This window comes from Cryobacterium zhongshanensis (assembly GCF_022760445.1).
In the GTDB taxonomy this organism is placed as follows: domain Bacteria; phylum Actinomycetota; class Actinomycetes; order Actinomycetales; family Microbacteriaceae; genus Cryobacterium; species Cryobacterium algoricola.
The window spans coordinates 857149-883315 of the sequence record NZ_JALGAR010000001.1; the positions used below are offsets into that span (position 1 = coordinate 857149).

Sequence of the window (26167 nt, forward strand, 5' to 3'; positions counted from 1 at the left end):
CTTAAAGCGTGCCGGGATGACGCCTGCTCAGAGAACGGGGTCCATCGAGTTCAGGTGGCAGGCGTCGTTCCACATCTGCAGCACGCGGTTGTCGCGTTCCCAGCCGAGGGTGGACACCGTCGCAGTCCCGAGGCTGAAGTGCTTTCCCGCTGAGGCGGGCAGGCCCATCCAGCGGGCCGTCATGATGCGCAGGAAGTGCCCGTGCGCGAACACGGCGACAGGGCCCGGAGCGGCCAGGCACTGCTCGATGGCGAGGTCGGCACGCGCGCCGACCGCATCGGCGGACTCCCCACCGGTCATCGGATGCGTCCACACGGACCAGTCCGGGATCTCCCGCCGGATGTCCTCGGTCGTTCGCCCTTCGAACACGCCATAGTCCCATTCGAGAATGTCCTGGGAAGCGATGCCCTGCGCGGCATATCCCGCGCGTTCCATGGTCTCCCAGGCCCGCTGCAGGGGGCTGGACAGTACCGTCGGGAATGCCTCGCCGTCGAGCATCTCGCCGAGCGCATCCGCCTGCTGCCGGCCGAGGTCAGTGAGGGGGATATCGGTGCGCCCGGTGTGCCGACCGGAGATGCTCCATTCGGTCTGCCCGTGCCGGACCAGGACGATGTCGTGCGCGGTCATGATGAAACCCCGTGATCTTCAGTTTCGTGGGAACGTCCGCGGATATCGACCGAAATGAACCTGTCGATTCTTCGAGTTTAGACAGGCTCGCCGCGGAGGAGGGCGGGGCACGGGTGCGGAACGCAGCGCGATTCCCATGACTTTCGGAGGGAAAAGGGATGGTTTGTGCAGGAATCCCGGCCACTATGGCCGATTCGCCTGCGCAGCATCCGAGCGCGCGGGCCTGAGACCAGTGAGTGCTGGCCCACGAAACCCTGTTCGTGCGCCCGCGCTTGCGACACCGGGACCATATGACATCGCATTCAGCACCTCCCCGCCGTTCCCCGCATTCTCGCCGGATCATCGCCATTTCCCTGGCTTCCGCGGTCGCCGTCGCCGTCGTCACCGGCGGTTCCTTCGCCCTTCAAACCGCGAACGCCGCCCAGGACCGCGCGGCCGCCACCACCGCCCTCTCCGACAGCACCGGACGCCAGCACGACCAACTGGCGGTGTACGACTCGATCGCCACCGTGCACGCGAAGGACGCCGCCGCGGCCGCCCTCAACCGGGCCAACGCGGTGCTCGCCAGCGCACAGAACAAGGTCGACGCGACCACCCTGAGCGACGTCGCGAGCTCGCTCGCGAGCTACCAGGTACTGCCCATCGACCAGGTCGAGTCGCTGACCCAGCGCGCGGCCGCCATCTCCACAACCGTCGAAGCCGCGGCAGCGGAAGCAGACCGCATCGCAGCAGAGAAGGCGGCCGCCGCAGCCGCCGCGGCGGAGGCGCAGCGGCTGCAGGCCCTCGCCGCATCGAACACGCCGGCCGGGGCGAAAGCGGTGGCCCAGAGCCTCGCCTCCTCGAAGTACGGCTGGAGCGACGGCCAGTTCAGCTGCCTCGTGCAGCTCTGGCAGAGAGAGTCCGGCTGGTCGTACACGGCCTACAACCCGAGTGGGGCCACCGGTATCCCGCAGGCGCTTCCCGGGAGCAAGATGGCCTCGGCCGGCTCCGATTGGGCCACGAACGCCGCAACGCAGGTCGCCTGGGGCCTCGGCTACATCGCCGGCTCCTATGGGACGCCGTGCGCGGCCTGGGCGCACTCCGAGTCCTTCGGCTACTACTGATCGCGCACTGATCCGTCGCTGCGTTCCTTCGCTGCGTTCCGTCGCTGTGGTCCGTCGGTCAGACGGCGGCCGGCCGTAAACGGGAAGCCATTCCCTGAGAAAAACTCAGGAACGGACACTTCCGCTCCCTGACAGTGGCGGACCGGACCTCGTCCGGCCCGCCACTCCGGAGGACCCAGTCGCCGGCTGCCGGCGTGGATGACTTCCGGAGGTTTTGGTCGGGACTTTGCCAGAAAGCGTCTGCACTATGGCCAATTCGCCCGCGCCGTCACCGAGAGCGTGGGCCTGACACTCAGCGGACCGGACCGTTTTTCGCGCCGGTTCCCGATTGCAGGAAACATGAACTCATCTCCATCAGCACCAGATTCGCCAGCAGCTTCGGCTCCGGTCGACACCCGGGCTTCCCGCAGGACGCGCACCCGGGGGCATCGCTCCCCACGGTTCACCCTCCTCACGGCCGGTCTCGCGATCGCCGTGATCGTGGCCGGAAGCGGCTTCGCCGTCAGTGCGGCCGCCGAGGCGGCCACGCGCTCCGAGAGCCGGATCGCGGCCACCGTCGACGTCGCAGCGGCGACGGGCCGGCAGCACGACCAGCTCACTGTCTACACCTCCATCGCGAAGTCACACGCCGAGGATGCGGCATCCGCCGCGTTGGCCGACGCCAACCAGGTCGTCGCCGCAGCCGCGAACAAAGTGGATGCTTCCACTCTGACCGCGGCGGCGAGTTCGCTCGCGAGTTTCCAGGTTCTGCCCATCGATCAGGTCGAGTCGCTGACCGCCCGGACCAAGACGGAGACGAGCACCGTGCAGGCCGCCGTCGCGGAAGTCGACCGTATCGCTGCCGAGAAGGCCGCCGCTGAGGCGGCAGCCGCCGCCGCGCGGGCTGCCGCCGAAGCTCAGGCCGCCCAGGCGGCCAAAGCAGCGAAGGCTGCTGCTGCAGCTGAGGCCGCCGCTGCCGCACCGCAAGCAGCGTCGTCGTCGGGGGACAACAGCCCGGCCGGCGCGCGCGCGACGGCGAGTGCGATGGCCTCCTCCCGGTACGGCTGGGGCAGCGGGGAGTTCAGCTGCCTCAGCCAGTTGTGGCAGAGGGAGTCCGGCTGGAACTACGCGGCGTACAACAGCTCCAGTGGGGCCACCGGTATCCCTCAGGCATTGCCCGGCAGCAAGATGGCCTCAGCGGGGTCGGACTGGGCGACGAACGCAGCGACCCAGATCAGCTGGGGCCTCGGCTACATCAAGTCGGCCTACGGCACGCCCTGTTCTGCCTGGGCGCACTCCGAGTCCTTCGGCTACTACTGATCGGGGTCTGACCACCGCTCCACCGCTGCGGATGTCGGTGGCCGCTGTTAGCGTCGTTCCATCCACTCCCTGAGGCTCGTGCCGAGACCGAGGAGGACGGAATGAAGGTACTGGTGGCCACCGGCTCGACGCAAGGAAGCCGTGGCAGTGACTCGAACGGGTGCATCGAGGGTGAACTCGTGTGGATGCTCGAGCCGTGCCCGTACAGCCGGTGGGCGCCCTACGGGGACTGCGGCTGCGGACGCTCGTTCAGTGGCATGAATTCGCTCCAATCCACGACGACGGCGCGGGTGTCCGACGAGGCCGGCCTGACCAGGGGCGACTACGAGCAGGCCCTGCGGGCCTGCTTCGACGCGCTCGGCTGGTGTGTCTGCTGCCAGGCGCGCCCGGTGCCGGAGGTCGTCGACGAGCTGATCACTCTCGCGACGATCCTCGAGGAGGGGACCGTGGTGGAGCGCCGCCTCGACACGCTCAACGTGCGTCGGGTGCCCGGGGGGAAGAAACGGCGCGGGAGCGAGCGCGGGTAGCACGCCCGGCCCGGGCAGCGGCGTCGCCGGCGCGGCGCCGGGAATACCCGGCGGCCCGTCTGCGCTGCACCGGGCATGAAGCGCATCGGATTCCTCTCTTTCGGCCACCACCAGGCAGTGCGGGGTTCCCTCGCCCGCACGGCACGCGACGCCCTCCTCCAGACGGTCGAGCTCGCGGTCGCCGCGGAGGAACTCGGAATCGATGGGGCGTACGTGCGCGTGCACCATTTCGCCCGGCAGTTCGCCTCGCCGTTCCCGCTGCTCGCGGCCATGGCCGCGCGCACGAACCGGATCGAACTCGGCACCGGCGTCATCGACATGCGCTACGAGAACCCGCTGTACATGGCGGAGGAAGCCGCGATCACCGACCTGATCAGCAACGGGCGCCTCCAGCTCGGAATCAGCCGCGGGTCGCCCGAGACCGCACTGCGCGGCTACGAGAACTTCGGCTACGGTCCCGCTGAGGGGCAGACCGACGCAGACGTCGCCCGCGAGCATACGTCGATCTTCCGGGCGGCGATCATCGGGGCGGGAATCGCGACCCCGAACCCGCAGATGTCGGCCGGCACCGCCCGGCTGCCGATCCAGCCGCAGGCGCCAGGGCTCAGCGAGCGGATCTGGTGGGGCTCCGGCACCCGGGCGACCGCGAAATGGGTGGGGGAGCAGGGCATGAACCTGATGAGCTCGACGCTCCTCACCGAAGACACCGGCGTCCCGTTCGGTGACCTGCAGGCGGAGCAGATCGCGATCTACCGCGAAGCCTGGGCCGCTGCGGGGCATGCCGGCACGCCGCGGGTGTCGGTGAGCCGCAGCATCCTGCCGCTCGTCACCGAGGAGGACCGCGCCTACTTCGGCCGCCCGGGCAGCCGGGAATCCGAGGACCAGGTCGGCTACCTCGATGGCGGTCTCGCGCGTTTCGGCAAGAGCTACGTCGGCGAGCCCGACCAGATCGTCGCCGAACTGGCGACGGATGCCTCGGTGCAGGCCGCGGACACCGTGCTCGTGACGATCCCCAACCAGCTCGGAGTCGCCTACAACGCGCGCCTCCTCGAGAGCATCGTCACCCATGTCGCTCCGGGCCTCGGCTGGCGCTGAGCCTCCTGAGACGGGCACGCGACCGGCGCGAGAAAGTTCGCTGTCCCGGCTAGCGTGAACGCGGCCCACGTCGTACCGTGATCGCACCGGGCCACGCGGTCCGGCATCGGGGCACACGGGCCGAAAGGGACACGGGATGCCGCACACCGGGCTGACCGCCGCCGAGGTCGCCGAACGCGTCGCGGCAGGGCGCACCAACGCCTTCGTGCAGGACACCAGCCGTAGCGTGTGGAGCATCGTGCGCGCGAACGTGCTCACGCTGTTCAACGGCATCATACTGGCCTGCTTCCTGGTCCTGCTGGCGATCGGCCGCTGGCAGGACGCCCTGTTCGGCTTCAGCGCGATCGCGAACGCGATCATCGGCACGGTCCAGGAATACCGGGCCAAGCGGGCGCTCGACCGGCTGGCGCTCCTCAACGCCCCGCACGCCCGGGTGCTCCGTGACGGCGGCGAGCAGGAGATCGACGTCGCCGCGGTCGTGATGGACGACACCCTCGTGCTGCGCGCAGGTGACCAGGTGACCGCCGACGCGATCGCGGCCGGCTCACGCGGCCTGCAAATCGACGAGTCGATGCTCACCGGCGAATCGGATGCCGTCGACAAGGCCCCCGGCGACCGGGTGCTCTCCGGCTCGGTGGTCGTGGCCGGGGAGGGGACCGCCACGGTCGACCGGGTCGGGGCCGACTCGTTTGCGAACTCCCTCACGGCCGAAGCGAAACGGTTCTCCCTCGTCGCCTCGGAAATCAGGACCTCCCTCAACCGGGTACTGAAGTGGGTGGCCTGGATCATCGGTCCGATCGCCCTGCTGGTGCTGAACGCCCAGATGGTCGCGCAAGGCGGCTGGGAGGAGGCGGCCGCGGGCGGCGCGTGGCGGGATGCGGCCACCGCGACGATCGCCGCCGTCGTCGCGATGGTGCCCCTCGGACTCGTGCTCATGACGAGCATCACGTTCGCCGTCGGCGCCGTGAAGCTCGCCCGGCAGCAGGTGCTCGTGCAGGAACTGCCCGCGGTCGAAGGACTCGCGCGAGTGGACATCATCTGTCTCGACAAGACCGGGACCCTGACCCAGGGCGACATCGTGTTCGACGAGACGCATCCGCTGATACCGGTCGCCGGGTGGGAGGGCGTCCTGGCCTGGTACGGGGCGCAGCACGATGCCAACGCGACCGCGCGGAGCCTGGCCGGTCGTTTCACCGATCCGCCCAGCGAGGACCCGGTCGACCGAGTCCCGTTCTCCTCCGCCCGCAAGTGGAGCGCCGTCGTGTTCGGCGACGGCATGTGGGTCCTCGGCGGGCCGGAAATGGTCTTCCCCGGGGGAGAGTCCGACAGTCCCGGCCTCCGACAGGTTGCCGGGACGGCGCGCGACCTCGCGGCCACGGGTCGGCGAACCCTCGTGCTCGCCCACGGCACGCCGACTCACGACGAAACCGTGCCCGGCGACGCCGTCCCGGTCGTGCTGCTCACCTTCCGGGAGAACATCCGCGAGGACGCCGCCGCAACCCTCGCCTACTTCGCGGCGCAGGACGTCGGTGTGCGGATCATCTCCGGCGACAACCCGCACACCGTCGCCGCGATCGCCCGCGAGGTGGGCCTCGACGCTCCGGACGGCTTCGACGCCAGGGAACTGCCGACCAGGGACGAGGACCTCCTCGCGGTCCTCGGCGAGCACCTGGTCTTCGGGAGGGTCACCCCCGACCAGAAGAAGCGGATCGTGGTCGTGCTCAAGTCGGCCGGGCACACCGTCGCCATGACCGGCGACGGCGTGAACGACGCCCTCGCCATCAAGGAGGCCGACATCGGGATCGCCATGAACTCCGGAGCGGCCGCGACGAAGGCGGTCGCCCGGCTGGTGCTGCTCGACGGCCGGTTCTCCCATCTGCCGAGCGTGGTCGCGGAGGGACGCCAGGTGATCGCGAACATCGAACGCGTCTCGATGCTCTTCCTCACCAAGACCGCGTACGCGACGTTCCTCGCGATCACCTTCGGGATCCTGCTGCTGCCGTTCCCGTTCCTGCCCCGGCAACTGTCCGTGACCGATGGGCTCACCATCGGTATCCCGGCGTTCTTCCTCGCGCTACTCCCGAATGCGCAACGCTACGTGCCGGGTTTCCTCCGCCGCTCGCTGACCTTCGCGATTCCCGCGGGGGTCGCCGTGACCTTCGGCCTCGCCACGTACTCCAAACTCGCCGCGAATCTCCAGATCCCCGAGGCCGAGATCCGCAGCGGCTCCACGCTCATCCTGACCATCATCGGCCTCTGGATCCTCGTGGTGCTCTCCCGGCCCGTGACCCGGTTCAAGGGCCTCGTCATCGGCGCCATGATGGTCGGGCTCGTGCTGATGTACGCGCTGCCGATCAGCCGCAGCTTCCTGCAGCTCGTCGACCCCACCCTGCCAACGGCGGTGCTCGTGCTCGCGACCTCCGTCGTGTGCATCGCGCTCATCGAGATCGTGCGCTTCGCCCACCGACGCATCGCCCGTCGCGATGCGGAGCGGGCCCTCGGTCAGCGCCTCGCGAAGTAGCGGCGCCCCGTCCCCGTCCACAACGGCAGGACCACGCACGCGACGACGACGCCCTGGATCGCCACGCCGGACCAATCCCCGTCGTCCGCGACGATCAGGTCCGCGAGCATGAGCACCAGGCCCAGTGCGACCACGACCGTCGCACTCAACCGCGAGACCCGGCTGCCCCGAGCGACCCCGGATGCGAGAGCGACGACGAACAGGCCGAACAGGACCATGCCGGCACCCGTCAGAGACACCGCGAACGTGGTCCCGTCTGCGGCCACATCAGGTGCGTACCGCAGGAAGATGGTCAGGACTCCGAGGGCGATCTGGATGATTCCGCCGATGTACATCAGCACGACCGCGAACGTCACCCCGCCGGGCCGCTTCACCGTCATGGACCTGGCCTCCTCGGGTTCGCCGTCGTCGCGACCAAACTACCGATGCAGGGTACCTCTGTGCAATGACCCCGGTGCAACCCAGCTGAGCGCATTAGGCTTGAATCACCACCACGAGTCGGAAGTCAGGTCAGAGACGTGCGGGTCATCAGCTACAACCTCAGGAAGAACCGGGCGGTCGGCGAACTCGCCGCCCTGTCCATCACCTATGAGCCGGACATGCTCTGCCTCCAGGAGGCGGACACCCTCGAGTTACCGGACGACATCGGCACGCTGCACCTCGCCGATTCGACCCTGACCAACCGGCTCGGCCTCGCGATCTACTATCGCCAGGACCGCTTCGACGCCGTCACCTCGCAGGCCTTCGCGCTCAAGAAGTCCCTGCACGACATGGTGCTGCGTCCGGCGCACGAGCGCCTGATCGGCACCCGGCTCGTCGACAAGGAGGCGCAGCGCGAGCTCGTCGTCGCGTCCTTCCATGCGGCACCGCTGACCGCCCGGAACTCCCTGCGCCGCAACCAGATCCGCTCGGCCCACGAGGAACTCAGCCGGCTCGGCCCCGGCCTCCCGACGCTCATGGTCGGCGACTACAACTACCCCATCTTCAAGGGCAACCTCGGCGACAAGGTCACGGAGTCCGGGTACGACCTCACGCTGAGCGACACCCGCACCTACACGCGCTACAGATTCTTCCGCGGGCACTTCGACCTCGCGACCTCGGTCGGCCTGACCATCGAGAACGTCGAGACCCTCCCGCGCGGCACGTCCGACCACATGCCGATCATGGTCACCTCCTCCTATACCGAGGATCTGCCGACGCAGACCCTCCGGCAGAGCGCCCGGAAGAGCATTCGCGAGACGGATGCCGCCCGCTCGTCGTCGAGGACCGCGACGACGACCGCCGCGCCAACCGTCGCGGACTTCGACATCTGATCGAACCGATCTCGGCCCGCAGGGCTGGCCCTGCGGTTCAGTCCGTGGGCGGCGGAACCGGGAGCGGCCGACCGGCCAGCCGCTCAACGAGGGCCTTGAGCTCGCCGATCTCGACGGTGAGGGCGTCGAGCTTGTCCTCGTTCACGCCGAGCTCGACCTTGATCGCCTCCTCGGCCTCGCGGCTGGCGGTGGCGAACCAGGACGCGATGTATGCGGTGATGGTGCCGATCAGCGCGATCCCGGTGACCACGAGGCCGACCGCGACAAGACGGCCGTCGATCGTGACGGGGAAGTGGTCCCCGAATCCGACGGTGGCCATCGTGATGAACGACCACCACCAGCCGTCCCACACCGTGACGATATTCGCGCCGGGCGCGTTCCGTTCCGCGTCGGTCACCGCGAGGCCCGCGATGAACCAGACCGACACGGCCGTGATGCCCACGTAGGTCATCACGCGGTTCTTGAGTACCTTGCTCAGCCTGCGCGTGGAGAGAATCACGACCGAGACCACCCGCAGGGCCCGCAAGGGCCGGAACAGCGGGAGGGCGACCGCGAGCAGGTCGAGCACATGCGTGCGCACGAACGCGCGGCGATCCTCCGCGAGGTTCACCCGAACGACGAAATCGATGGCGAAGGCCGCCCACGTGCCGATCTCGATCCACTCGAGGAACAGGTGCCAGCCGGGGCTGATCTCCGGCGCGATGATCGGGGTCGCGTATGCGATCAGGAACGCGATACCGAGAGCGAGCAGGGGGGTGTCCGTCGCGCGTTCCCAGCGGGAGCTTCGTGTCATCGCCTTCTCCTGGCTCGTCATGGTCGCAGGTCGCGTGCCCATGCTAGAGGGCGATTGTTGCGCCCGCGTTTCCTGCCAGCGTGTCCGGTTCAGGCGAGCGGGAACACGATCCGGGTGCGCCAGTTCGCGGGGTTCGGTTCGGAGTCCGGACCCACCAGGTACTCCTCCCACATGTCCCCGGCGACGGTGAGCTTCTGCGCGGCGATCCAGTCCGTCACGGCCGCATACGTCTCGGTCATCGTCTCGTACGGGCCCACGTGGAACGTCTCCACCGCCGGACCGGACGGGAGGTGCACGACCTCCACGGCCCTGGTCGCACTGACGTCGTCGACAACGGGGAATCCTGCGGTCACGTCGACCGCGGCATCCGTCGGGGCGCCGTGATACAGCGCGATCGGCGGTCCGCTCGGGTGGGCCCCCATCCTGCCGAGTTCGGCCGCGGAGGTCCTGAAGGCGCGATCGAAGTATTCGGTCAGCCTGCTCATCGGGATCACTTCGTGGACTCCGAGGAACGTGCGTGGTTCGAGGGTGATCTGTTCGGCCTGCATCTGACTCTCCCTGGTCCGCGGCGGGGCCCCGGACGGGCCCGATGCGGCCCAGAGTAGACCGCGGCCCGTATCGAAGTAAGGTCCACCAGCGTGGCGATTCTGCACCGACAACCCGGATCCGGGTCGATCCCGGTAACCGCTGAGGTCAAAACCACCGTAGCGTTGACTCGTGGTCTTCGAACACGGGTATTCGAAGAATGTGGGGGACACGAACACGAGAGGTTTTCTGGCTTTGAGCAACGAATGCATCCACGGACTCGAAGGAGGCCTCTGCGCCCTCTGTTTCCCGAAACCGATTCCGGAGGCTGTGCCAGCGGCACCGGCTGTGCGCGCGAGCCGGGCGAAGTCCGCCCCCTCGCCGGTCCGCTCGAAGTCGGCTTCGAAGCCGCCGTCGCTGCGAAGCGCTCCAGCGAGCGCCGCCTCCGGAACGACGAGTGTGACCCGCCCCCGCCCTTCGACCAGGGCGAAGTCGTCGATCGGGCCGAAATCCGCCCCCGACAACGTCGGCGAACAGCGCATCTACCACCTGACCCACATCCGCAACCTCGCGGGCATCCTCTCCAGCGGCGGCCTCCTCGCCGACGCGAGCGAAGCCTGGGCTGCGCGACCCGCTGTCGACATCTCGTCGGCTCCCAACCGGGAGAAGCGCCGCAACACCCTGATCGACGGCACCGAGAACACGACCGTGGCACACTTCGTGCCGTTCTTCCTCTCGCCGAACGCGACCATCTGGGACAACATCCTCACGAACACCGGTGACCCGCGTCTGTCCAGCGATGCCCCGTCTGCCGAGAACTTCGACTTCGTGATCCTGGTCAGCACCGTGAAGAAGGTCGTCGAGGCCCAGTCAGGACCGGGCGAGGCCGCTCTCGGCATCGTCGCCGTCACCGACGGGGACGCGGCAGGCACCCTGACCCGGGTCGGAACGACGCCGGAAACGAGCGAGAGGGTACTCCGCCGGCTGCGTGCCGCGACGGATGCCGCAGCGCTCCTCGAAGCCGAACTCCTCGTCGAGGAGACCTTCCCGTTCGAACTCGTCACCATCGTCGCCGTCGCGAACGACAAGGTCCGCGACGTCGTGCGCGGCATCCTCGCCGAATCGGGTCATCGCCCGAAGGTCGCCGTGTACCCGCCGTGGTTCCACGCCTCGGAGACGGTCACGGTCTAGGACGGCAGACCTCGGCCCGGGCCGGGACCGGCGCCCGTCACACCACGCCGAGGGGGACCTGGTCCCCCTCGGGCAGCTCGATCCGGATCGTGTCGCCGGGCTCGACCGCGCCACCGGACGCGACCACGCTCATCACACCGGCCTTGCGGGTGATGCGACCGGCGGCATCCGTGTCGATGAGTTGCTTCATGAGCCCGCCCTGGTACCCGTTGATCAGTGAGCAGGGGTTGCGCAGGCCAGTCAGTTCGACGACGGCACTGGCGCCGAGGTGCAGCCGGGTGCCGCGGGGGAGAGCGGTGAGGTCGATCCCCGTCGTCGTGACGTTCTCGCCGAGTTCGCCGGGCCGCACGGTGTAGCCGCCGCGCGCGAGCTCGTCGAAGAGCTCGGCCGGGATCAGGTGCACCTGGGTGAGGTTCGGCGCCGTCGGGTCCTTCTTCACGTGGTACCGATGCTGCACGGTCACGCCCGCGTGCACGTCGCCCTCGACGCCGAGCCCTTCGAGCAGGCGGATGCGCGGCGCGGCCGGCTTGCTGAAGCGGTGCGCGTCATCGAGGCTGACCGACACGACCGCCGCGCCCTGCTCGGGCTCTGCGTGCTGTTCGTGCGGGGCGGGCTGTCCGGGTTGTTCGGGCGGAGAAGTCACCATGAGACGATTCTGGCATGTCGCCCCCTGACGAATTCGACGGAGATTTTGCCTGAAAACCCCGAAAACCGGTCTCCCACGATCTTCTTTCGCAAAAACTCCGTCGAATTGGTTAGCGCCAGGGGCTCGCGTCGACCTGCACGGCCACGACGAAGAGATGGCGGCCCTGTTCGATCCGCTCGACCTCGTAGACCCGCACAGCAGTGTTCACAGTGCTCGGCATCGGACGCCCGACCCCGATCCCGTAGGTGACGGTGCCCTCGAAGTCCCCGGCAGGGGCATATCGGGTGATGGCGGACAGGCCGACCCCGGTGGGCGGCGCCTCGAGCACACTCGAGGTGCCGACCTCGGTGTGGGCCTGCGCGAGGCGGAACACCACTCGCAGGATGCTGTCGGTTCCGTCCATCGGAATCGGCAGCCCGCTCGCGTCCCCGGTCAGGACCGGGACGTATTCGAGTTCATAGCCGGGGAAGCCGCCCTCGAACCGGAAGCTCAGCTGGTCGTACGGCGGCGAGGCGAGCGGATGGGCCCCGACACCGATCGAGGTCAGCACCGGCAGCGGCGGATTCGGCGGCGGGGCGATCGGGACCGCGTTGTCATGGCCGACCGTTGCCGGTTGCCCGGGTCCCGGCCAGGCCCAGCCGTAGCTGATCCGGGCCGCGAGGACCTGGTCACCGGGCTGTGGCGTCGCCGTCGCGTCGTCGGGCGGCGGTGTGGTGGTGTCCGTTCCGGGTGCGGACGGGGAGGCGGTGGGAGAGGCGGTTGCGGTGGCTGCAGACGTCGACGTCGGTCCTGGCGTCGGGGTGAGGGGCCACGGCGCGCAGCCGACCAGAACCACGCTCACGGCGAGTGCGACGGGCAGTCCGAGCCTTCTGTGGGAGCAGAACATCGAGTACCTCTCCACTCCTCGTTCTACTCTTGGGTCTGCTCCGTGACAATGCGGGCGGCCAGCCAGGCGTCGAACTCGGCGGCGGGGAGCGGCTCGCCGAACAGGTCGCCCTGGGCGGAGTCGCAGCCGAACCGTACGAGGGCCGCATAGGCCTCGTCGCTGTCGACGCCTTCCGCGACCATCCGCAGCCCGAGGCTGTGGGCGAGGGCGATCGCGGAATTGACGAGCGTCGACGAGCGTTCGTCGTGCCCCATCGCCACGATGAACGATTCGTCGAGGCGGAGTTCGTCGATGGCGAGGTCGCGGAGCAGCGCGAGGGAGCTGTAGCCCGTACCGAAGTCGTCGATGGACATCCGCACGCCCTGACCCCGCAACCGGTTGAGCACCGCGCGCGCTCGGGACTGGTCGGCGAGCAGGAACTCCTCGCCGATCTCGAGGGTGAGCACGAACGGCGGCAACGCGCGATTCGCGATCATGGCGCCGAGGTGTTCGGGGAGTCCGGCGTCGATCAGGGCGGCCGGGGGAAGCCGGATCGCGACGCCGAGGTCGAGCCCCCGGTTCCGCCAGACGACCACCTGATCGAGCGCCTGCACGAGCAGGATTTCCGACAGCGCCCTGACGAGGCCGGCGTCCTCGATGAGATCGATGAAATCGGCGGGCTGCACCAGTCCGCGCACCGGGTGATTCCAGCGGATCCGGGCCTCGGCGGTCGTGACTTCCGACGTGTCGAGATCGATGCGGGGCTGGTAGTGCAGGGTGATCTGGCCTTCGACGAGCGCGTCCCGCAACTCCTGCAGGGTGCGCAGGCGCACCTCGCTGTGCCGGTCGTCGTCGGACTGATAGACGTGGAACCCGCTGCCGGAGGACTTCGCCACGTACATCGCCGTGTCGGCCTTGCGCATCAGGGCGCTGAGATCGCGGCCGTGGCTCGGGTACAGCGCGATGCCGATGCTGACACTCGTCTGCAGGGAAATCCCCTCGAGGGTGAAGGGCACGGCCAGCGCCGCCCGCAACCGATCGGCGAGGGCGGATGCCTCGCCATCCCTGTTCCGTGCGACGAGAATTGCGAACTCATCGCCGCCCAGCCGCGCCAGCAGGTCGAGCGGACCGAGCTCGCGCGCGAGGCGCACCCCCACCTGCACGAGGAGCCGATCGCCGGCGTCGTGACCGAGGCTGTCGTTGACCTCCTTGAACCGGTCGAGGTCGAGGAGGAGGAGCGCACTGCCTTGCTTCCGGTCGGAGGCGAGGCGCGCAGCCACGTCGGAATACATGGCCCGGCGATTCGGCAGCCCGGTCAGGTCATCGGTGCGGGACAGGTGGTTCAGCCCGCGCTCCCGGGAGATCATCGGGAAGACGGCGAGGGCCAGGGTGACGCTGGCGAGACCGATCGCGAGCGCCGAAATGCGGACCTGGGTCGCATAGATCAGGATCCCGAGCCCCGCGGCCGTCGCGATCGCCGGAACGACGAATGCCATCACACCGTTCGGTTCCCGCGCCGACCCGATCATGGGGTACGACGCCCGGTCCACCCAGACGGCGACGAGTACGAGCCCGATCGCCCAACTGGCATCGAGCAGGGTGCCGAGGGCGTAGCCGCCGTCCAGAAGCGCGTAGATCACGTCGGCGCCCGTGACGATCACGAGGCCTGCGATGAGGGCGACCCAGGCGCGCCCGGCGTGCCGACCGTACAGTGCGGCAACTCCCGCGATGGCCGCGATCAACAGCAGGTCGAGCAACGGGTAGGCGAGGCTGATGACCGTTTCGAGGGAAAACGGTTCGGCGGATGCAGCGACGAGCACCGGGTTGAGCAGGAGGGCCATGAACGCCGCGACGCTGACCGAGCCGACGGCGCTGTTCAGGAAGGCCGACCAGGGCACCCTGCGGAGCTGCCGCCGTGCGGTGACGAAAAGGGAGGAGAGGATCAGGCCGTAGAAAGCCAGATAGAACACGTCGGCGACCGAGGGGGAGCCGGGGCCCCCGAAGAATCGGGTGGAGACGGTGAAGCTGATGTCGCCGAGGACGTTGCAGGTGACCGCGGCGGCGGCGAGCGTCACTTCCCGCCGGACGAAGCCGGCCCGGCGGACGGCGGTCCAGCAGACCACGACGGCCGCCACTCCCACGAGCTCGACGAGGACGAAGTCGACGAGGACCCGGTAACCGTTGCCCTTGCCGAGGAGCATCACGAGGTAGATTGCGAGCGGGACGCCCATGATCCACAGCGGACGGCTCGAGGGCTGCCCGGCGGAGGGTTCCGGGGCTCCGTCCGGCGACTTCAGGGTGCGCGCGCCTCCGCGCAGGATCGTCATGACGCGACCGGCTCCGCGACCGACCGACGGTCCGCGATCCACTGGTCGAAGGCATCCGCCGGGATGGGCCGGGAGATGAAGAACCCCTGGGCCTGGTCGCAGCCGAATGCGGCGAGGGCCTCGTAGGTGGCGGCATTCTCGACGCCCTCCGCGACCATGCGCAGCCCGAGGCCGTGCGCGAGCTCGATCGAGGACTTCACGAGCGCAGCGGCGCGCGGGTCGTCCTTGAGCGGAAAGACGAAGGACTGGTCGAGCTTCAGTTCGTCGATGGGCAGGTCGCGGAGGTACGCGAGCGAGCTGTAGCCGGTGCCGAAGTCGTCGATGGAAATGCTGATGCCGTTCGCGCGGAGTCTGGCCAGAATGTCCCTGGCTCGAGCCCGGTCGCTCATCAGGAAGTCCTCGGTGATCTCCAGTTCGAGCACCGAGCCGGGCAGACCACGCTCGGCGAGGAGGTTTTCGATCCGTTCGGGGAGCTCGGCGTCGACGAGGGAACTCGCCGACAGGTTCACGGCGATCGAGAGGGGCAGGTCCCCGGTCCAGGAGGCGGTCCAGACCTTCGCCTGATCGAGCGCGACGGCGAGTACCCGCTGGGTCAGGGCGTGCATGAGCCCGGCCTCCTCGATGAGCACGAGGAACTGGTCGGGAAAGAGCAGCCCGCGGGTGGGGTGCTGCCAGCGCACGAGGGCTTCGATGCCGGCGACGCTCCCCGATGCGAGGTCGATCTTGGGTTGGTAGTGCACGATGAGCTGGTCGTCCTCGAGGGCGAGCCGCAGCTCGGAGAGGGTGCGCAGACGCAGATCGCCGTGACTGTCGTCGTTGCTGCGGTAGACGTGGTGGCCGCTTCTGGTCGATTTCGCCTTGTACATGGCCATGTCGGCCTTGCGCATCAGCCCGGTCAGGTCGCTGCCCTGCTCCGGGTACAGGGCGATGCCCACACTCACCCCGGTCTGCAGGGCGATGCCCTCGAGGGTGAACGGCACGGCGAGTGCTGCGCGCACCCGGATGGCGAAGTCGACGGCTTCGCCGTGGCCGACGTCGTCGAGCAGGATCGCGAACTCGTCGCCGCCGAGCCGGGCGAGCAGGTCGTCTTCGCGCAGCTGGTCCGACAGGCGGATGCCGGCCTGCACGAGCAGACGATCGCCGGCGTTGTGCCCGAGGCTGTCGTTGACCTCCTTGAACCGGTCGAGGTCGAGGAGAAGGAGGGCGCGGCGACGCCGGGGTTCCCTCGTGATCCGGGCGGTGACATCGCCGTACAGGGCGCGCCGGTTGGGCAGCCCGGTGAGGTCGTCCGTCCGAGCCTGGCGCCGCAGCACGATCTGCCGGGAGACGAGCGGGAGGGAGGCGAGGGCGAGGGCGGTCGCGGCCAGCGCGATGGCGAAGCCGGTCACGGGCACCTGGCTCGCGAGGATCAGCACCCCGAGGCCCGCGCCCGTCGACACGACCGGCACGGCGACGGCGGCGATGCTGTCCTGGGCGTGGCTGTGCGTTCCGGTCTGGCGCGACGAGGAATCGATCCAGACGGCGACGAGGCCGAGTCCGATCGCCCAGCCCGCGTCGAGGGAGGTGCCGGTGACGTAGGCCTCTCCGATGCGGAGGTAGACGATCTCGGTCGCTGAGAAGATCATCAGCCCGAGAACGAGCAGCATCCAGCGCCTGCGGGGATCTGGCCCCTGGGTCGCGGCAGTGCCGGCAATCACGAGCACGAGCATCGCATTGAACAGCGGGTAGGTCACGACGACGGCGGTCGCGCCGGCCTCGATGGTGGTGTCGGCGGAATAGAGGATCGGGGTGAGGAGTGCCGCGAGAACGGAGCCGGCGCCGAGGATTCCGATCGCACCCTCGAGGAGGACCGGCCAGCCCGGGGCGCGGCGCTGCCGACGTGCGAGGGTCACGATCGCGGCGACGATCAGGAGATAGAAGAAGAAGTATCCGATGTCGGGGAGGGTCTGGGACTGGTCGGAGTCACCTGGCCGAAAGTAGGCGTAGCTGTCCGCTGCCACCACGAGGGTGATGGCGCTCGCCGAGAACACGATTTCGCGGCGGTCGAAGCCCGCGCGCACGACGGCGGTCCACGCCACGGCGACGAGGCTCAGCTTCGTGATGATCGCGAGCCAGACATCGACGAATGGGCTGAAGTCCGAGCCCTGCGCGACGAGCCCGACCGTATAGGCGGAAAGCAGGAGGCACATGAACCAGACAAGCCAATTGCCTGATGAGGCCACATACCGAGCGAAAGTGCCGAGGTGGCGAGCCAGAGTTGTCATGGTTACCGGTGCCCTCCGCCTGCGTGTGCCCAGCATATCAGCGGGGAGGCCCCCGAAATCCGTCACGGCCACCCGAACGAGGGGCGGTCTGCCGGGCCGCCGCAGTCGCGGGGAGGAGCAGAATGGCAGTGCAGGCATGACCTAAGGCACAGGAGGCGGACCGTGGTGGTTCTGGTGGGGTATTCGAGCAAGTACGGTGCCACGGAGGGGATCGCCGAGCGGATCGCGCGGAAGCTGCGCGAGGCGGGGCGTGACGCCGAGGCGAAACCCGTTTCGGTCGTCGAGACTCCCGACCGGTACACCGCGTTCGTGATCGGCAGCGCCGCATACATGGGCTCCTGGCGGAAGGACGCCGTCGAATTCGTGCGCGGCAACCTTGAGCTGCTCACTTCCCGCCCGCTCTGGTTGTTCAGCAGCGGCCCGCTCGGCACCGCGACCCGCAATGCAGAGGGACGCGAACTGATCCTCGAGGCCGAGCCCAAGCAGTTCGACGAGTTCGTGGCCGCACTGGAACCACTGGGGACCAAGGTGTTCTTCGGAGCACTGAACCCCGAGGCGCTGCGCCGCCGCGACCGACTGGTGCGGATGATCCCGGCCGGCCGGGAGCTGCTCCCGGAGGGCGACTTCCGTGACTGGGTCGCGATCGACGCCTGGGCTGCGACGATCGCCGCCGAGCTGCCGGCGTCCGCGTAGGGCAGGCTCGGTCGCCCGCCGGCGGCGCTCAGGGTGCGAGGAGCGCCCGGATGTCGTCTGCGGTGAAGTCGTCGCCGGCATCCGCTGCCGCCGCAGCGCCGTCGGGCGCCGAACCGTCGAGGCCGGCGCCGTCGAGCACAGACCCGACGAGCCGCGCCTTGCGTTCCTTGAGCGCCATCACCTTGTCCTCGATGGTGTCCGCGGCGACGAGCCGGTAGACCATGACCGTTCGGGTCTGGCCGATGCGGTGCGTGCGGTCGATCGCCTGCGTCTCCGTCGCCGGGTTCCACCACGGGTCGAGCAGGAACACGTAGTCCGCCTCGGTCAGGTTGAGGCCGAAGCCGCCGGCCTTGAGGCTGATCAGGAACACGGGCGCCGTGCCGCTCTTGAACCGGTCGATCACCTCGGAGCGCTTCAGCGTCGAGCCGTCGAGGTAGCAGTACGGGGTGCCCTGGGCGTCGAGTCGTGCCGCGGCCTTGCCGAGGAACGACGTGAACTGGCTGAACACGAGCGCCCGGTGGCCCTCGGCGACGACGTCGTCGAGCTGGTCGAAGAGGGCGTCGAGCTTGCTCGATGGCACGTCCGCGTAGGTGTCGCCGAGCAGGGACGGATCGAGGCTCAGCATCCGCAGCAGGGTCAGCGATCGGAACACGATGAATCGGTTCGCGTCGAGGTCTTCGATCAGCCCGAAAAGTTTCTGTCGTTCGCGTTGCAGGAAGGTGTCGTAGAGCGCCCGGTGCCGGGGGTTAAGTTCGATCCGCAGCACCTGCTCCTGCTTCTCGGGGAGTTCGCGGGCGACGACGTCCTTGGTACGGCGCAGGATCAGGGGGCGGATGCGGCGGCGCAGCCGGGAGACCAGCGCCGGGTTTCCGGGTCGCTCTCCGTCGTCCGTTGTGCCGGCCGGTCGCAGGCCGTGTTCGTCGCGGTTCTCGATCGGGCGCACGTACTCCTCGCTGAACCTGCGGGCGGACGGGAACAACCCGGGTGCGACGATCGCGAAAAGGGACCAGAGTTCGAGCAGCCGGTTCTCCATCGGCGTCCCGGTGATGGCGAGTTTGAACGGTGTGTCGAGGTCACGGGCGCAGGTGTGCAGCCGGGAGGCGTGGTTCTTCAGGAACTGCGCTTCGTCAAGGATCAGCCCGGCCCAGCCCTCGGCGCGGTAGGCCGCGAAGTCGAGACGGAAGAGCGTGTACGAGGTGACGATCACGTCGTGGTGCAGGGCGGCATCCGCCAGTGTGGTGCCGCCGCGGCCGAGGACGGTCGACTGGGTGGTCTCGACGCCGTGCACGCGGAGGCCGGGGGTGAAGCGGGCGGCTTCGGCGATCCAGTTGGAGACGACGGAGGTCGGCGCGACCACGAGGAAGGGGCGGCGCGGTGCTGCCGGCGCGTGTGCCGAACCCGGTGCGGTTTCTGGCCCGGGTGCGGTTCCTGGGTCGGTCTCGCGCGTCGCGTGCTCGATCAGGGCCAGCGCCTGCAGCGTCTTGCCGAGGCCCATGTCGTCGGCGAGGATTCCGCCGAGGCGATGCTTCCAGAGGAAGGCGAGCCAGGCGAAACCGTCGAGCTGGTACGGGCGCAGGGTCGCGGTCACTCCCGCGGGCACCGGCACCGGTTCGAGGAGGCCGTGCCCGTCGTCGTCGTCGACCGCGCGGGTGCGTTCGAGTAGCCCGGACACCGCTGACCGCCAGGCGGCGGCCTGCTCGGTGTGTTCGGCGAGATCCTCGAACTCGGCCCAGAGCTGGGCCTGGTAGCGGCTGATCCGCAGCCCGGTCTCCCACTCGGTGAGGCTGCGGGCCTCGTCGATGAGCGTCCGCAGGCGCTCGAACGCGGGCTGGCGCAGCGAGAGGTAGGTGTTGTCGATCATCAGCAGCTTCGGCTTGCCCTGGGCGAGCGCCTTGAACAGTGGGCCGAACGGCACCGTGCGGCCGTCGATCGTGACGATCACGCCGAGGTCGAACCAGTCCCGTTGGTTCGTCTCGACCGTCGTGATGGTCAGTTCCGGCGTCGCGGTGAGCTCGCGGTAGCCGGGCTCCGCGCCGATCCGGTCGACTCGCAGCCCCCGCAGCTCCTCGAGCCGGGGGAGCTCGTCCGCGGTGAACTCGGCCGCGTCGAGCCCGCGGAGGGTGTCCGGGGCCGAGCCGGGCGCGCTGCCCGGCTGAGGTGCGGAGAAGACACCGTCGCGGCGCTCGGGAAGGTGTTGGGTCCGCAACTCGACCGCCGCGAGGAGCGCGGCCTCGGCGGCCGCGTCCCGGCCGCCGGAGTCGGGGCCGGGGCCGTGGCCGAGCGCGACGCGCGTGACGGCCCGGCCCTCGCGGTACTCCCAGTCCCAGGCGAGGCTCAGCGCCTGCTTCGGGAGGAAGCGCACGGTGAGCACCAGGAGGGGAGCGGCGGCCTCCGGAAAGCTCACCGAGGCATCCGTGCTTGTCACCGGAAGCGCGTGGCGGAGGCTCGGGTAGAAATCGCCGAGGAACTCGGCCGTCTCGGACGCGGGCACGGCGACGGTGGCGGGCAGCCCGAGCAGGCGGGTCTGCTCCGGGCTGAGCGGGCCGCGGGTGGGGGCGAGGAGGAACGAGAGGGCGAGGGCCGGGGACCTGGGCGAGGATTTCGGCGCGGTCGAGGTCGAGGTCGAGGTTGGCAGCGAGGCCGAGGGCGTCGTCTGCGAGTAGACGTAGACTCCGTGGCTGCCGATCGCGCCGGCCTGGGCGGGCGGCCGCTCAGTGCCGTCGATCGTGAGTGTCGTGGTCAGGCGGAGGCCGGTCGGCCCGCCGGAGGCAGCCGCACGCGCGGTGGCAGCGGCCGCGGCCTGCGTCACGTCGAGTCCGACCACGGCTTCCGACCCCACCGAGACGGTCACGCCCTTCTTCGTGCCGACGAGCGCGATCCCGAGGCGGCGCGCCTCGCCGAGGTGCGCCCAGAGCAGGGAACTCTCGAAATCGTCGAGGTAGAGCCAGTCCGACTCCTGGTTCGTGTACACCCCGCGCACCGCGCGGTTCAGTGCCCACAGCTCGCTCAGCCAGCGGGTGTGCTCGGGATTGAGCGCGAGCCGGTTCACGTGGAAGCTCATCTTGTTCCAGGTCACACTGCCGCGCACCCAGTTGCCGCGCGCGTTCAGCACGACGGGGCGCACACCGAGCCTGAGCGTGCCATGGCCGCCGCGCAGGCTCGTCACCGTCTGCGCGGTCGGCCCACGCCAGCGTTCATCGGTGCGGGGGGTCAGCTCGCGCAGTTCGAACTGGAGTCCCATCGCGGTCGGGGTATCGGTTCTCGAGGCGGTTCCTGCGTTCCCCGGTGTCCCGGTGGGCGGTCCAGCGGGGGGCTCTGCGCGCATCCGCCAGCCCGGCGCCGGTGCAAGGGGCCCGGTCTGCGACATTCCCCCATGCTCTCACGCTCCCGCGGCTCAGGGCAGCGGATGAACCCCGGCCGCATCGAGGATCCACGCGTTGTCGAAGGCGATCTCCCGCCAGCGGGCGTAGCGACCGGACACCCCGCCGTGGCCGGCGGACATCTCGGTCTTGAGCAGGACATCCGCCCCGACCTCGCGCAGGTGGGCGACCCACTTCGCCGGTTCGACGTAGAGCACGCGGGTGTCGTTGAGGCTCGTGACCGCGAGGATGCGCGGGTAGTGCGTGTCCCGCACGTTCTCGACAGGTGAGTACGACTTGACGTACGCGTACACCGCTGCGTCGTGCAGCGGGTCTCCCCATTCGTCCCACTCAATGACGGTGAGGGGCAGCGAGGGGTCGAGGATCGAGGTGAGCGGGTCCACGAACGGCACGCCGGCGAGGATGCCGGAGAACAGCTCGGGGGCGAAGTTCGCGACGGCGCCCATCAGCAGGCCGCCGGCACTGCGGCCCTCCGCGACGAGACGGTCCGGCGAGGAGAAGCCCGCATCGATCAGGTGCCTGGCACAGTCGATGAAGTCGGTGAAGCTGTTGCGCTTCTCCAGCTCCTTGCCGTGCTCGTACCAGAGCCGGCCGAGCTCGCCGCCGCCGCGCACGTGCGCGATCGCATAGACCAGTCCACGGTCGAGCAGGCTGAGCCGCGACACGCTGAACGTCGGGTCGATGCTGATCTCGTAGGACCCGTACCCGTAGAGGAGCGTGGGCGCGGGCTCGCCGGGGGTGACCAGGTCGCTCCGGTAGACGAGCGAGATCGGCACGCGGGTGCCGTCCGCCGCGGTCGCCCACTCGCGGCGCTGCTCGTACCCGGCCGGGTCGTACCCGCCGAGCACGGTCTGCTGCTTGAGCAGGCGGCGCTCGCCGGTTCCGACGACGAGGTCGTACACGGCCGACGGGGTGACGAAGCTCGTGTAGCCGAACCGGATCGTCGGCTGCTCCCACTCGGGGTTCGCCCCGGTGCCCGCGGTGTAGAGCGGTTCGTCGAAGGCGAGCTCGGTGAAGGTGAGCGGGCCGGCGGCTCCGGCTGCCGAAGCGGATGCCTCCGGCGCAGCCCCGAGGGACGCGATCGCCACCTGCGTCAACCCGTCGCGCCGGTACTCGGCGATGACGAAGTCGCGGAACGCGTCGACACCCTCGAGCCGGACGGACTCGTCGTGCGGCAGCAGGACCCGCTGCGGGCCGTGCGGGTCTCCCGCGGCGACGTCGACGAGTTCGAAGTTGACGGCCTGGTCGTTGTGCACGATGAGGAGCCGGTCCTCCCCGGCGAGAACAGCGTGCTCCACGTCGTACTCGACTCCGTCCCTGCGGGCCCAGACGACCGCGAAGTCGCCGGTGGGATCGCTCGTGTCGAGCAGCCGGGTCTCGGTCGTGACACTCGAGCCTGCCTCGATCAGGAGGTACTTGCGGCTCCTGGTGAGCCCGATGCCCACCCAGAACCGGTCGTCGGGTTCGTGGAAGACCTGGGCATCGTTCGCGGCGTCGGTGCCGATCTCGTGCCGCCAGACCGTGTCGGGGCGCCAGGCCTCGTCGACGGTCGTGTAGAAGAGAAAGCGGCCACTCGGTTCGAACAGCGCATCCTCGCCGGTGTCGGTGATCTCGTCCGCGAGGTTCTGACCCGTCGTGAGGTCGCGCACCCGGATCGTGTAGCGCTCGTCGCCTTCGGTGTCGACGGCGTACAGCAGGCGGGTGGCGTCGGCGCTCACGTCGAAGCTGCCGAGGGCGTAGAACTCGTGGCCAGCCGCCTCGGCGTTGTCGTCGAGCAGGACCTCCTCGCCGGGCAGTCCTGCCGGCAGGGCGACGGATACCGGGGTGCCGTCGTCATCGACGCCGGCCGTTCCAGCGCCGTCGGCTTCGGGATCCAGGATCGGCGGCGCCCAGTCGTCCGGGCCCGAGATCGGCGCCCGGCAGTGGATGCCGTATTCCTGGCCCTCGACCGTGCGGGTGTAATACCACCACCTGCCCTCCCGCACCGGGACGCTGAGGTCGGTCTCGCGGGTGCGGGCCTTGATCTCGTCGAAGAGCTGTTCCCTGAGCGGTGCGAGCCCCGCGGTGCGGGCATCCGTGTAGGCGTTTTCGGCCTCGAGGTGGGCGAGAACCTCCGGGCTCTCCTTGTCGCGCAACCATTCGTAGTCGTCGATCACGAGGTCGTCGTGGTGCAGTCGTTCGACGGGCTTCTTCGCGGCGAGGGGAGGTCCGAGGGGAGCAGTTGTCATGGTGTTCAGCGTAGTGAGGCTTCCGACGAGGGAGAATTGGGGGAGTACCGAAGCCGGCTATCGCGGCTTCACGGAAGGAAACAGCATGGAGCAGGGCCTCACCACCGCCGCGAGCACGACAGAGAACCGCACGGGCAGCAGCACGGATGGCGCCGCCGGGCACGTTCTCCTCGGCCGGGTTTTCGACGCCGTCCTTTTCGACATGGACGGCACCCTCGTCGACTCGACGCGGGCGGTGAACCGGGCGTGGATGCGCTGGGGTGCCGAAGCGGGCCTCGGCCCGTCGTTCACCGGTGCCGAGCACGGGGTGCCCGCCCGGCAGATGGTGGCCCGCCTGGTCCCCGAGGACAAGATCGAGTGGTCGATCGCCCGGGTGCTCGAACTCGAACTCGACGACCTCGAGGGCATCGAGATCCTGCCGGGCGCCGCGGAACTCATGCAGAGCATTCCCGAGAGCCGCCGCGCCATCGTGACCTCGTGCGCCCGGTCCTTGTGCCTCGGCCGGCTCGACTCCGCCGGCTTCCCGGTGCCTGCCACGGTCGTGACGATCGACGACACCCCGCGCGGCAAGCCGTTCCCGGAGCCGTTCCTCAAGGCGGCAGAGCTGCTCGGCGCCGACCCGCGTCGTTGCGTCGTGGTCGAAGACGCCCCAGCCGGTCTCGAAGCCGGCCGTGCGGCCGGATGCCTGACGATCGGTGTCGCCGGAACGCACACCATGGACCAGCTCGACGCCGACCTCGTCGTGCCGAGCCTCGACCGCCTGCGGATCAGCGTCCGCGACACCGGCATCGTCTTCGAACTCCTCCCCGAGTAGCCCCCAGGACCCCCTGAACGAGCTCAGCGCTCTCGCTGAGGTGTCGCATATCGACGTTCCAAGGCCGGCGGAACGTCGATATGCGACACCTCAGCTGACCGCAGGGGCCTCAGGACTGGTAGATCTCGAGGGGCAGGCCGTCGGGGTCCCGGAAGAAGAACATCGCCTTGTGGGTGTTCGGGTCGACCCGCAGTTCCTCGCAGTCGACGCCCCGGCCGAGGAGCTCGGCCCGCGCGCCGGGAACGTCGTCGACTTCGAACGCGAGGTGGCGCAGACCGAGCGCCTCCGGTCCGCTGCGGCGGGGCGGGGTGTCCGGGAACGAGAACAACTCGAGGATGTACTCGCCGTTCAGCGCGAGCTTGCCCATCCAGGAATCGCGCTCGGCGCGGAAGTACTCCGCTTCGAGCGTGCACCCCACCACATCGAGGTAGAACCGTTTCGAGCGCTCGTAGTCGCTCGCAATGATGGCGATGTGGTGCACGCGGTTGATCAGCATGCTCCCAGCCTGACACGGCCGTTTCTGTGAGTCTCATAGCCCGAGTCCAGAAAACGTCCGGGACCGGCAACTATCGTGAAGATTCTGACCATGGAACGCAATTAGGGGTTTTGTTGACGAATCACAGGCCCGAGGGCCGCGCGGACGCCCGCAGGCACGCCAGGGCGGCCACACTCATCCGTCACCGGCGCCGACCGAGCCGCAGCCACACGATGCTCACCCTGATCAAGGCCCTCTCGATCGCGCTCGCGGTCGTCCTCGTGAGCGGGGCATCCGTTGCGGCCATCGCGGTCACCCAGTTCGCAACGAAGGTCTCGGCCAACGCGGTCGACATTTCCAACGGCGCGACCGATGCGCCCGCGATTCCGCAGCTCGGCTCCTTCGAGGGCGGCTTCAACGTTCTCGTCGTCGGGGTGGACAACTCCCTCACCCAGTCGGCGGCATACGGGGACCGTACCGGCACCCTCAACGACGTCAACATCCTGCTGCACGTCTCCGCCGACCATAAGAGCGCGGTCGTGATCAGCATTCCCCGCGACCTCGTCGTCAGCCAGCCCGCCTGCACGGACCCCGACACCGGGAAGGTGTCGAAGGCCGTTTCGTCCTCGGCCATGAACGCGTCCTTCGGCAGGGGAGGACTCGGCTGCGTCGTCTCGACCGTTGCGGCGCTGACCGGACTCACCATTCCCTACGCCGGCCTGATCTCCTTCGAGGGCACGGTCGCGATGGCCGACGCCGTCGGCGGCGTCCCGATCTGCCTCAACGACGCGATCAAGGATCCGTACACGGGACTCGACCTCCCCGCGGGAACGAGCGTCGTCTCCGGAACCGCGGCCCTCTCCTACCTGCGCAGCCGCCACGGTGTCGGAGACGGCAGCGACCTGTCCCGGATCTCCTCGCAGCAGGCATACATGTCGTCGCTGATGCGCGTGATGAAGAGCAGCGCGACGCTCACCGACGTGTCGAAGCTCTCGGCCCTCGCGACGGCAGCGGGGACGAACCTGAAGCTCTCCACGTCTCTCGCCAACATCCCGACCATGGTCGGCATGGCGCTCGCCCTGAAGGACATCGACCTGAACCAGCTCGTGTTCGTGCAGTACCCCTCGGCGACGGACCCGGACAACCTCGCGAAGCTCGTGCCGTCGACCGCGCTCGCGAAGAAACTGTTCGCCGCCGTCACGGCCGACCAGTCCTTCACCCTCGACGCCAAGTCCCTCGGCAACAGTGCCGAACTCGACCCGACGGCAACTCCCGCCGCGACTCCCGCCGCGACGTCGACCCCGACGCCGACCCCCACTGCTCCGGCGACCGATGCGGCGACGGGCACCCCGACGCCCGCGGCAACGGATGCCGCGGCGCCCGTCGAAATCGCCGGCCTCCGCGGCCAGACCGCGAGCCAGCAGACCTGCTCGATCGCGTACAACTACTGATCCAGGGCCCGGTCGCGCTCCGCTGAGTGC

Annotated in this window: 21 protein-coding genes; 10 read left to right on the forward strand and 11 right to left on the reverse strand. The window is 69.1% G+C overall.

The genetic code is table 11. The features are described from left to right. Nucleotides 1–27: 27 nt before the first annotated feature. Nucleotides 28–627, reverse strand: coding sequence for a histidine phosphatase family protein (locus MQH31_RS03965; protein WP_134532889.1), 600 nt, complete (start codon nt 625–627; stop codon nt 28–30). Nucleotides 628–917: 290 nt separating this feature from the next. On the opposite strand from MQH31_RS03965, the gene MQH31_RS03970 reads away from it, so the two are divergent. The 5 genes from MQH31_RS03970 (at nt 918) to MQH31_RS03990 (ending at nt 7172) form a co-directional block, all read left to right on the forward strand. Further along, complete coding sequence (locus MQH31_RS03970; RefSeq protein ID WP_243010998.1) at nt 918–1730, forward strand: aggregation-promoting factor C-terminal-like domain-containing protein; 813 nt, start codon at nt 918–920, stop codon at nt 1728–1730. A gap of 339 nt (nt 1731–2069) precedes the next feature. After that, entirely contained in the window at nt 2070–3029 is a 960-nt protein-coding gene (locus tag MQH31_RS03975; RefSeq protein ID WP_243010999.1) for an aggregation-promoting factor C-terminal-like domain-containing protein, read from the forward strand. Nucleotides 3030–3130: 101 nt separating this feature from the next. Further along, on the forward strand, nt 3131–3556 hold the full coding sequence (locus MQH31_RS03980; protein WP_243011000.1) for a DUF7715 family protein: 426 nt from the start codon (nt 3131–3133) through the stop codon (nt 3554–3556). Between the two features lie 75 nt (nt 3557–3631). Further along, nucleotides 3632–4651: an LLM class flavin-dependent oxidoreductase gene (locus MQH31_RS03985; RefSeq protein WP_243011001.1), complete on the forward strand. Its 1020-nt coding sequence runs from the start codon at nt 3632–3634 to the stop codon at nt 4649–4651. Between the two features lie 136 nt (nt 4652–4787). Next, complete coding sequence (locus MQH31_RS03990) at nt 4788–7172, forward strand: HAD-IC family P-type ATPase (RefSeq protein ID WP_243011002.1); 2385 nt, start codon at nt 4788–4790, stop codon at nt 7170–7172. Here the strand turns inward: MQH31_RS03990 and MQH31_RS03995 are convergent. Then, the gene (locus tag MQH31_RS03995; protein ID WP_243011003.1) at nt 7154–7552 is read right to left on the reverse strand and encodes a hypothetical protein; all 399 of its coding nucleotides are present in this window, start codon (nt 7550–7552) and stop codon (nt 7154–7156) included. The two genes, MQH31_RS03990 and MQH31_RS03995, sit on opposite strands and share 19 nt — an antisense overlap. Nucleotides 7553–7690: 138 nt before the next feature. On the opposite strand from MQH31_RS03995, the gene MQH31_RS04000 reads away from it, so the two are divergent. Then, entirely contained in the window at nt 7691–8485 is a 795-nt protein-coding gene (locus tag MQH31_RS04000; RefSeq protein WP_241976027.1) for an endonuclease/exonuclease/phosphatase family protein, read from the forward strand. A gap of 37 nt (nt 8486–8522) precedes the next feature. Here MQH31_RS04000 and MQH31_RS04005 read toward each other — a convergent pair whose 3' ends face one another. Together MQH31_RS04005 and MQH31_RS04010 are read right to left on the reverse strand one after the other, a co-directional pair. Beyond that, nucleotides 8523–9278 carry a potassium channel family protein gene (locus tag MQH31_RS04005; RefSeq protein ID WP_243011004.1) on the reverse strand — a complete coding sequence of 252 codons (756 nt, stop codon included), beginning with the start codon at nt 9276–9278 and terminating at the stop codon, nt 8523–8525. 89 nt (nt 9279–9367) lie between these two features. Further along, nucleotides 9368–9826, reverse strand: a complete 459-nt coding sequence (locus tag MQH31_RS04010) for a GyrI-like domain-containing protein (RefSeq protein WP_243011005.1) — start codon at nt 9824–9826, stop codon at nt 9368–9370. A gap of 436 nt (nt 9827–10262) precedes the next feature. Here MQH31_RS04010 and MQH31_RS04015 point away from each other — a divergent pair, with 436 nt between their 5' ends. Beyond that, nucleotides 10263–10994: a DarT ssDNA thymidine ADP-ribosyltransferase family protein gene (locus MQH31_RS04015; RefSeq protein WP_243011006.1), complete on the forward strand. Its 732-nt coding sequence runs from the start codon at nt 10263–10265 to the stop codon at nt 10992–10994. 37 nt (nt 10995–11031) lie between these two features. Here MQH31_RS04015 and MQH31_RS04020 read toward each other — a convergent pair whose 3' ends face one another. From MQH31_RS04020 to MQH31_RS04035, 4 genes are all read right to left on the reverse strand, one after another. After that, entirely contained in the window at nt 11032–11640 is a 609-nt protein-coding gene (locus MQH31_RS04020; RefSeq protein WP_243011007.1) for an MOSC domain-containing protein, read from the reverse strand. 109 nt (nt 11641–11749) lie between these two features. Continuing rightward, a complete protein-coding gene (locus tag MQH31_RS04025) occupies nt 11750–12526 on the reverse strand; it encodes an AMIN-like domain-containing (lipo)protein (RefSeq protein ID WP_243011008.1) in 777 nt (258 codons plus the stop codon). A gap of 23 nt (nt 12527–12549) precedes the next feature. Further along, the gene (locus tag MQH31_RS04030; RefSeq protein WP_243011009.1) at nt 12550–14832 is read right to left on the reverse strand and encodes a putative bifunctional diguanylate cyclase/phosphodiesterase; all 2283 of its coding nucleotides are present in this window, start codon (nt 14830–14832) and stop codon (nt 12550–12552) included. Continuing rightward, nucleotides 14829–17021: a putative bifunctional diguanylate cyclase/phosphodiesterase gene (locus tag MQH31_RS04035; protein WP_243011010.1), complete on the reverse strand. Its 2193-nt coding sequence runs from the start codon at nt 17019–17021 to the stop codon at nt 14829–14831. Before MQH31_RS04035 ends, MQH31_RS04030 begins: the two co-directional genes overlap by 4 nt. Before the next feature lie 237 nt (nt 17022–17258). Between MQH31_RS04035 and MQH31_RS04040 the strand changes: the two genes are divergently transcribed. Continuing rightward, nucleotides 17259–17789 carry a flavodoxin domain-containing protein gene (locus MQH31_RS04040; RefSeq protein ID WP_243011011.1) on the forward strand — a complete coding sequence of 177 codons (531 nt, stop codon included), beginning with the start codon at nt 17259–17261 and terminating at the stop codon, nt 17787–17789. A 28-nt stretch (nt 17790–17817) separates the two neighbouring features. Here MQH31_RS04040 and MQH31_RS04045 read toward each other — a convergent pair whose 3' ends face one another. After that, a complete protein-coding gene (locus tag MQH31_RS04045) occupies nt 17818–21030 on the reverse strand; it encodes a DEAD/DEAH box helicase (RefSeq protein WP_243011012.1) in 3213 nt (1070 codons plus the stop codon). 153 nt (nt 21031–21183) lie between these two features. Further along, nucleotides 21184–23397: a S9 family peptidase gene (locus MQH31_RS04050; protein WP_243011013.1), complete on the reverse strand. Its 2214-nt coding sequence runs from the start codon at nt 23395–23397 to the stop codon at nt 21184–21186. 85 nt (nt 23398–23482) lie between these two features. Here MQH31_RS04050 and MQH31_RS04055 point away from each other — a divergent pair, with 85 nt between their 5' ends. Further along, entirely contained in the window at nt 23483–24211 is a 729-nt protein-coding gene (locus MQH31_RS04055) for an HAD-IA family hydrolase (RefSeq protein WP_134533070.1), read from the forward strand. A gap of 109 nt (nt 24212–24320) precedes the next feature. On the opposite strand, the gene MQH31_RS04060 is transcribed toward MQH31_RS04055, so the two are convergent. Next, nucleotides 24321–24707, reverse strand: coding sequence for a VOC family protein (locus MQH31_RS04060; protein WP_243011014.1), 387 nt, complete (start codon nt 24705–24707; stop codon nt 24321–24323). A gap of 113 nt (nt 24708–24820) precedes the next feature. On the opposite strand from MQH31_RS04060, the gene MQH31_RS04065 reads away from it, so the two are divergent. Beyond that, the gene (locus tag MQH31_RS04065; RefSeq protein ID WP_243011015.1) at nt 24821–26137 is read left to right on the forward strand and encodes an LCP family protein; all 1317 of its coding nucleotides are present in this window, start codon (nt 24821–24823) and stop codon (nt 26135–26137) included. The last annotated feature ends 30 nt before the right edge of the window (nt 26138–26167 follow it).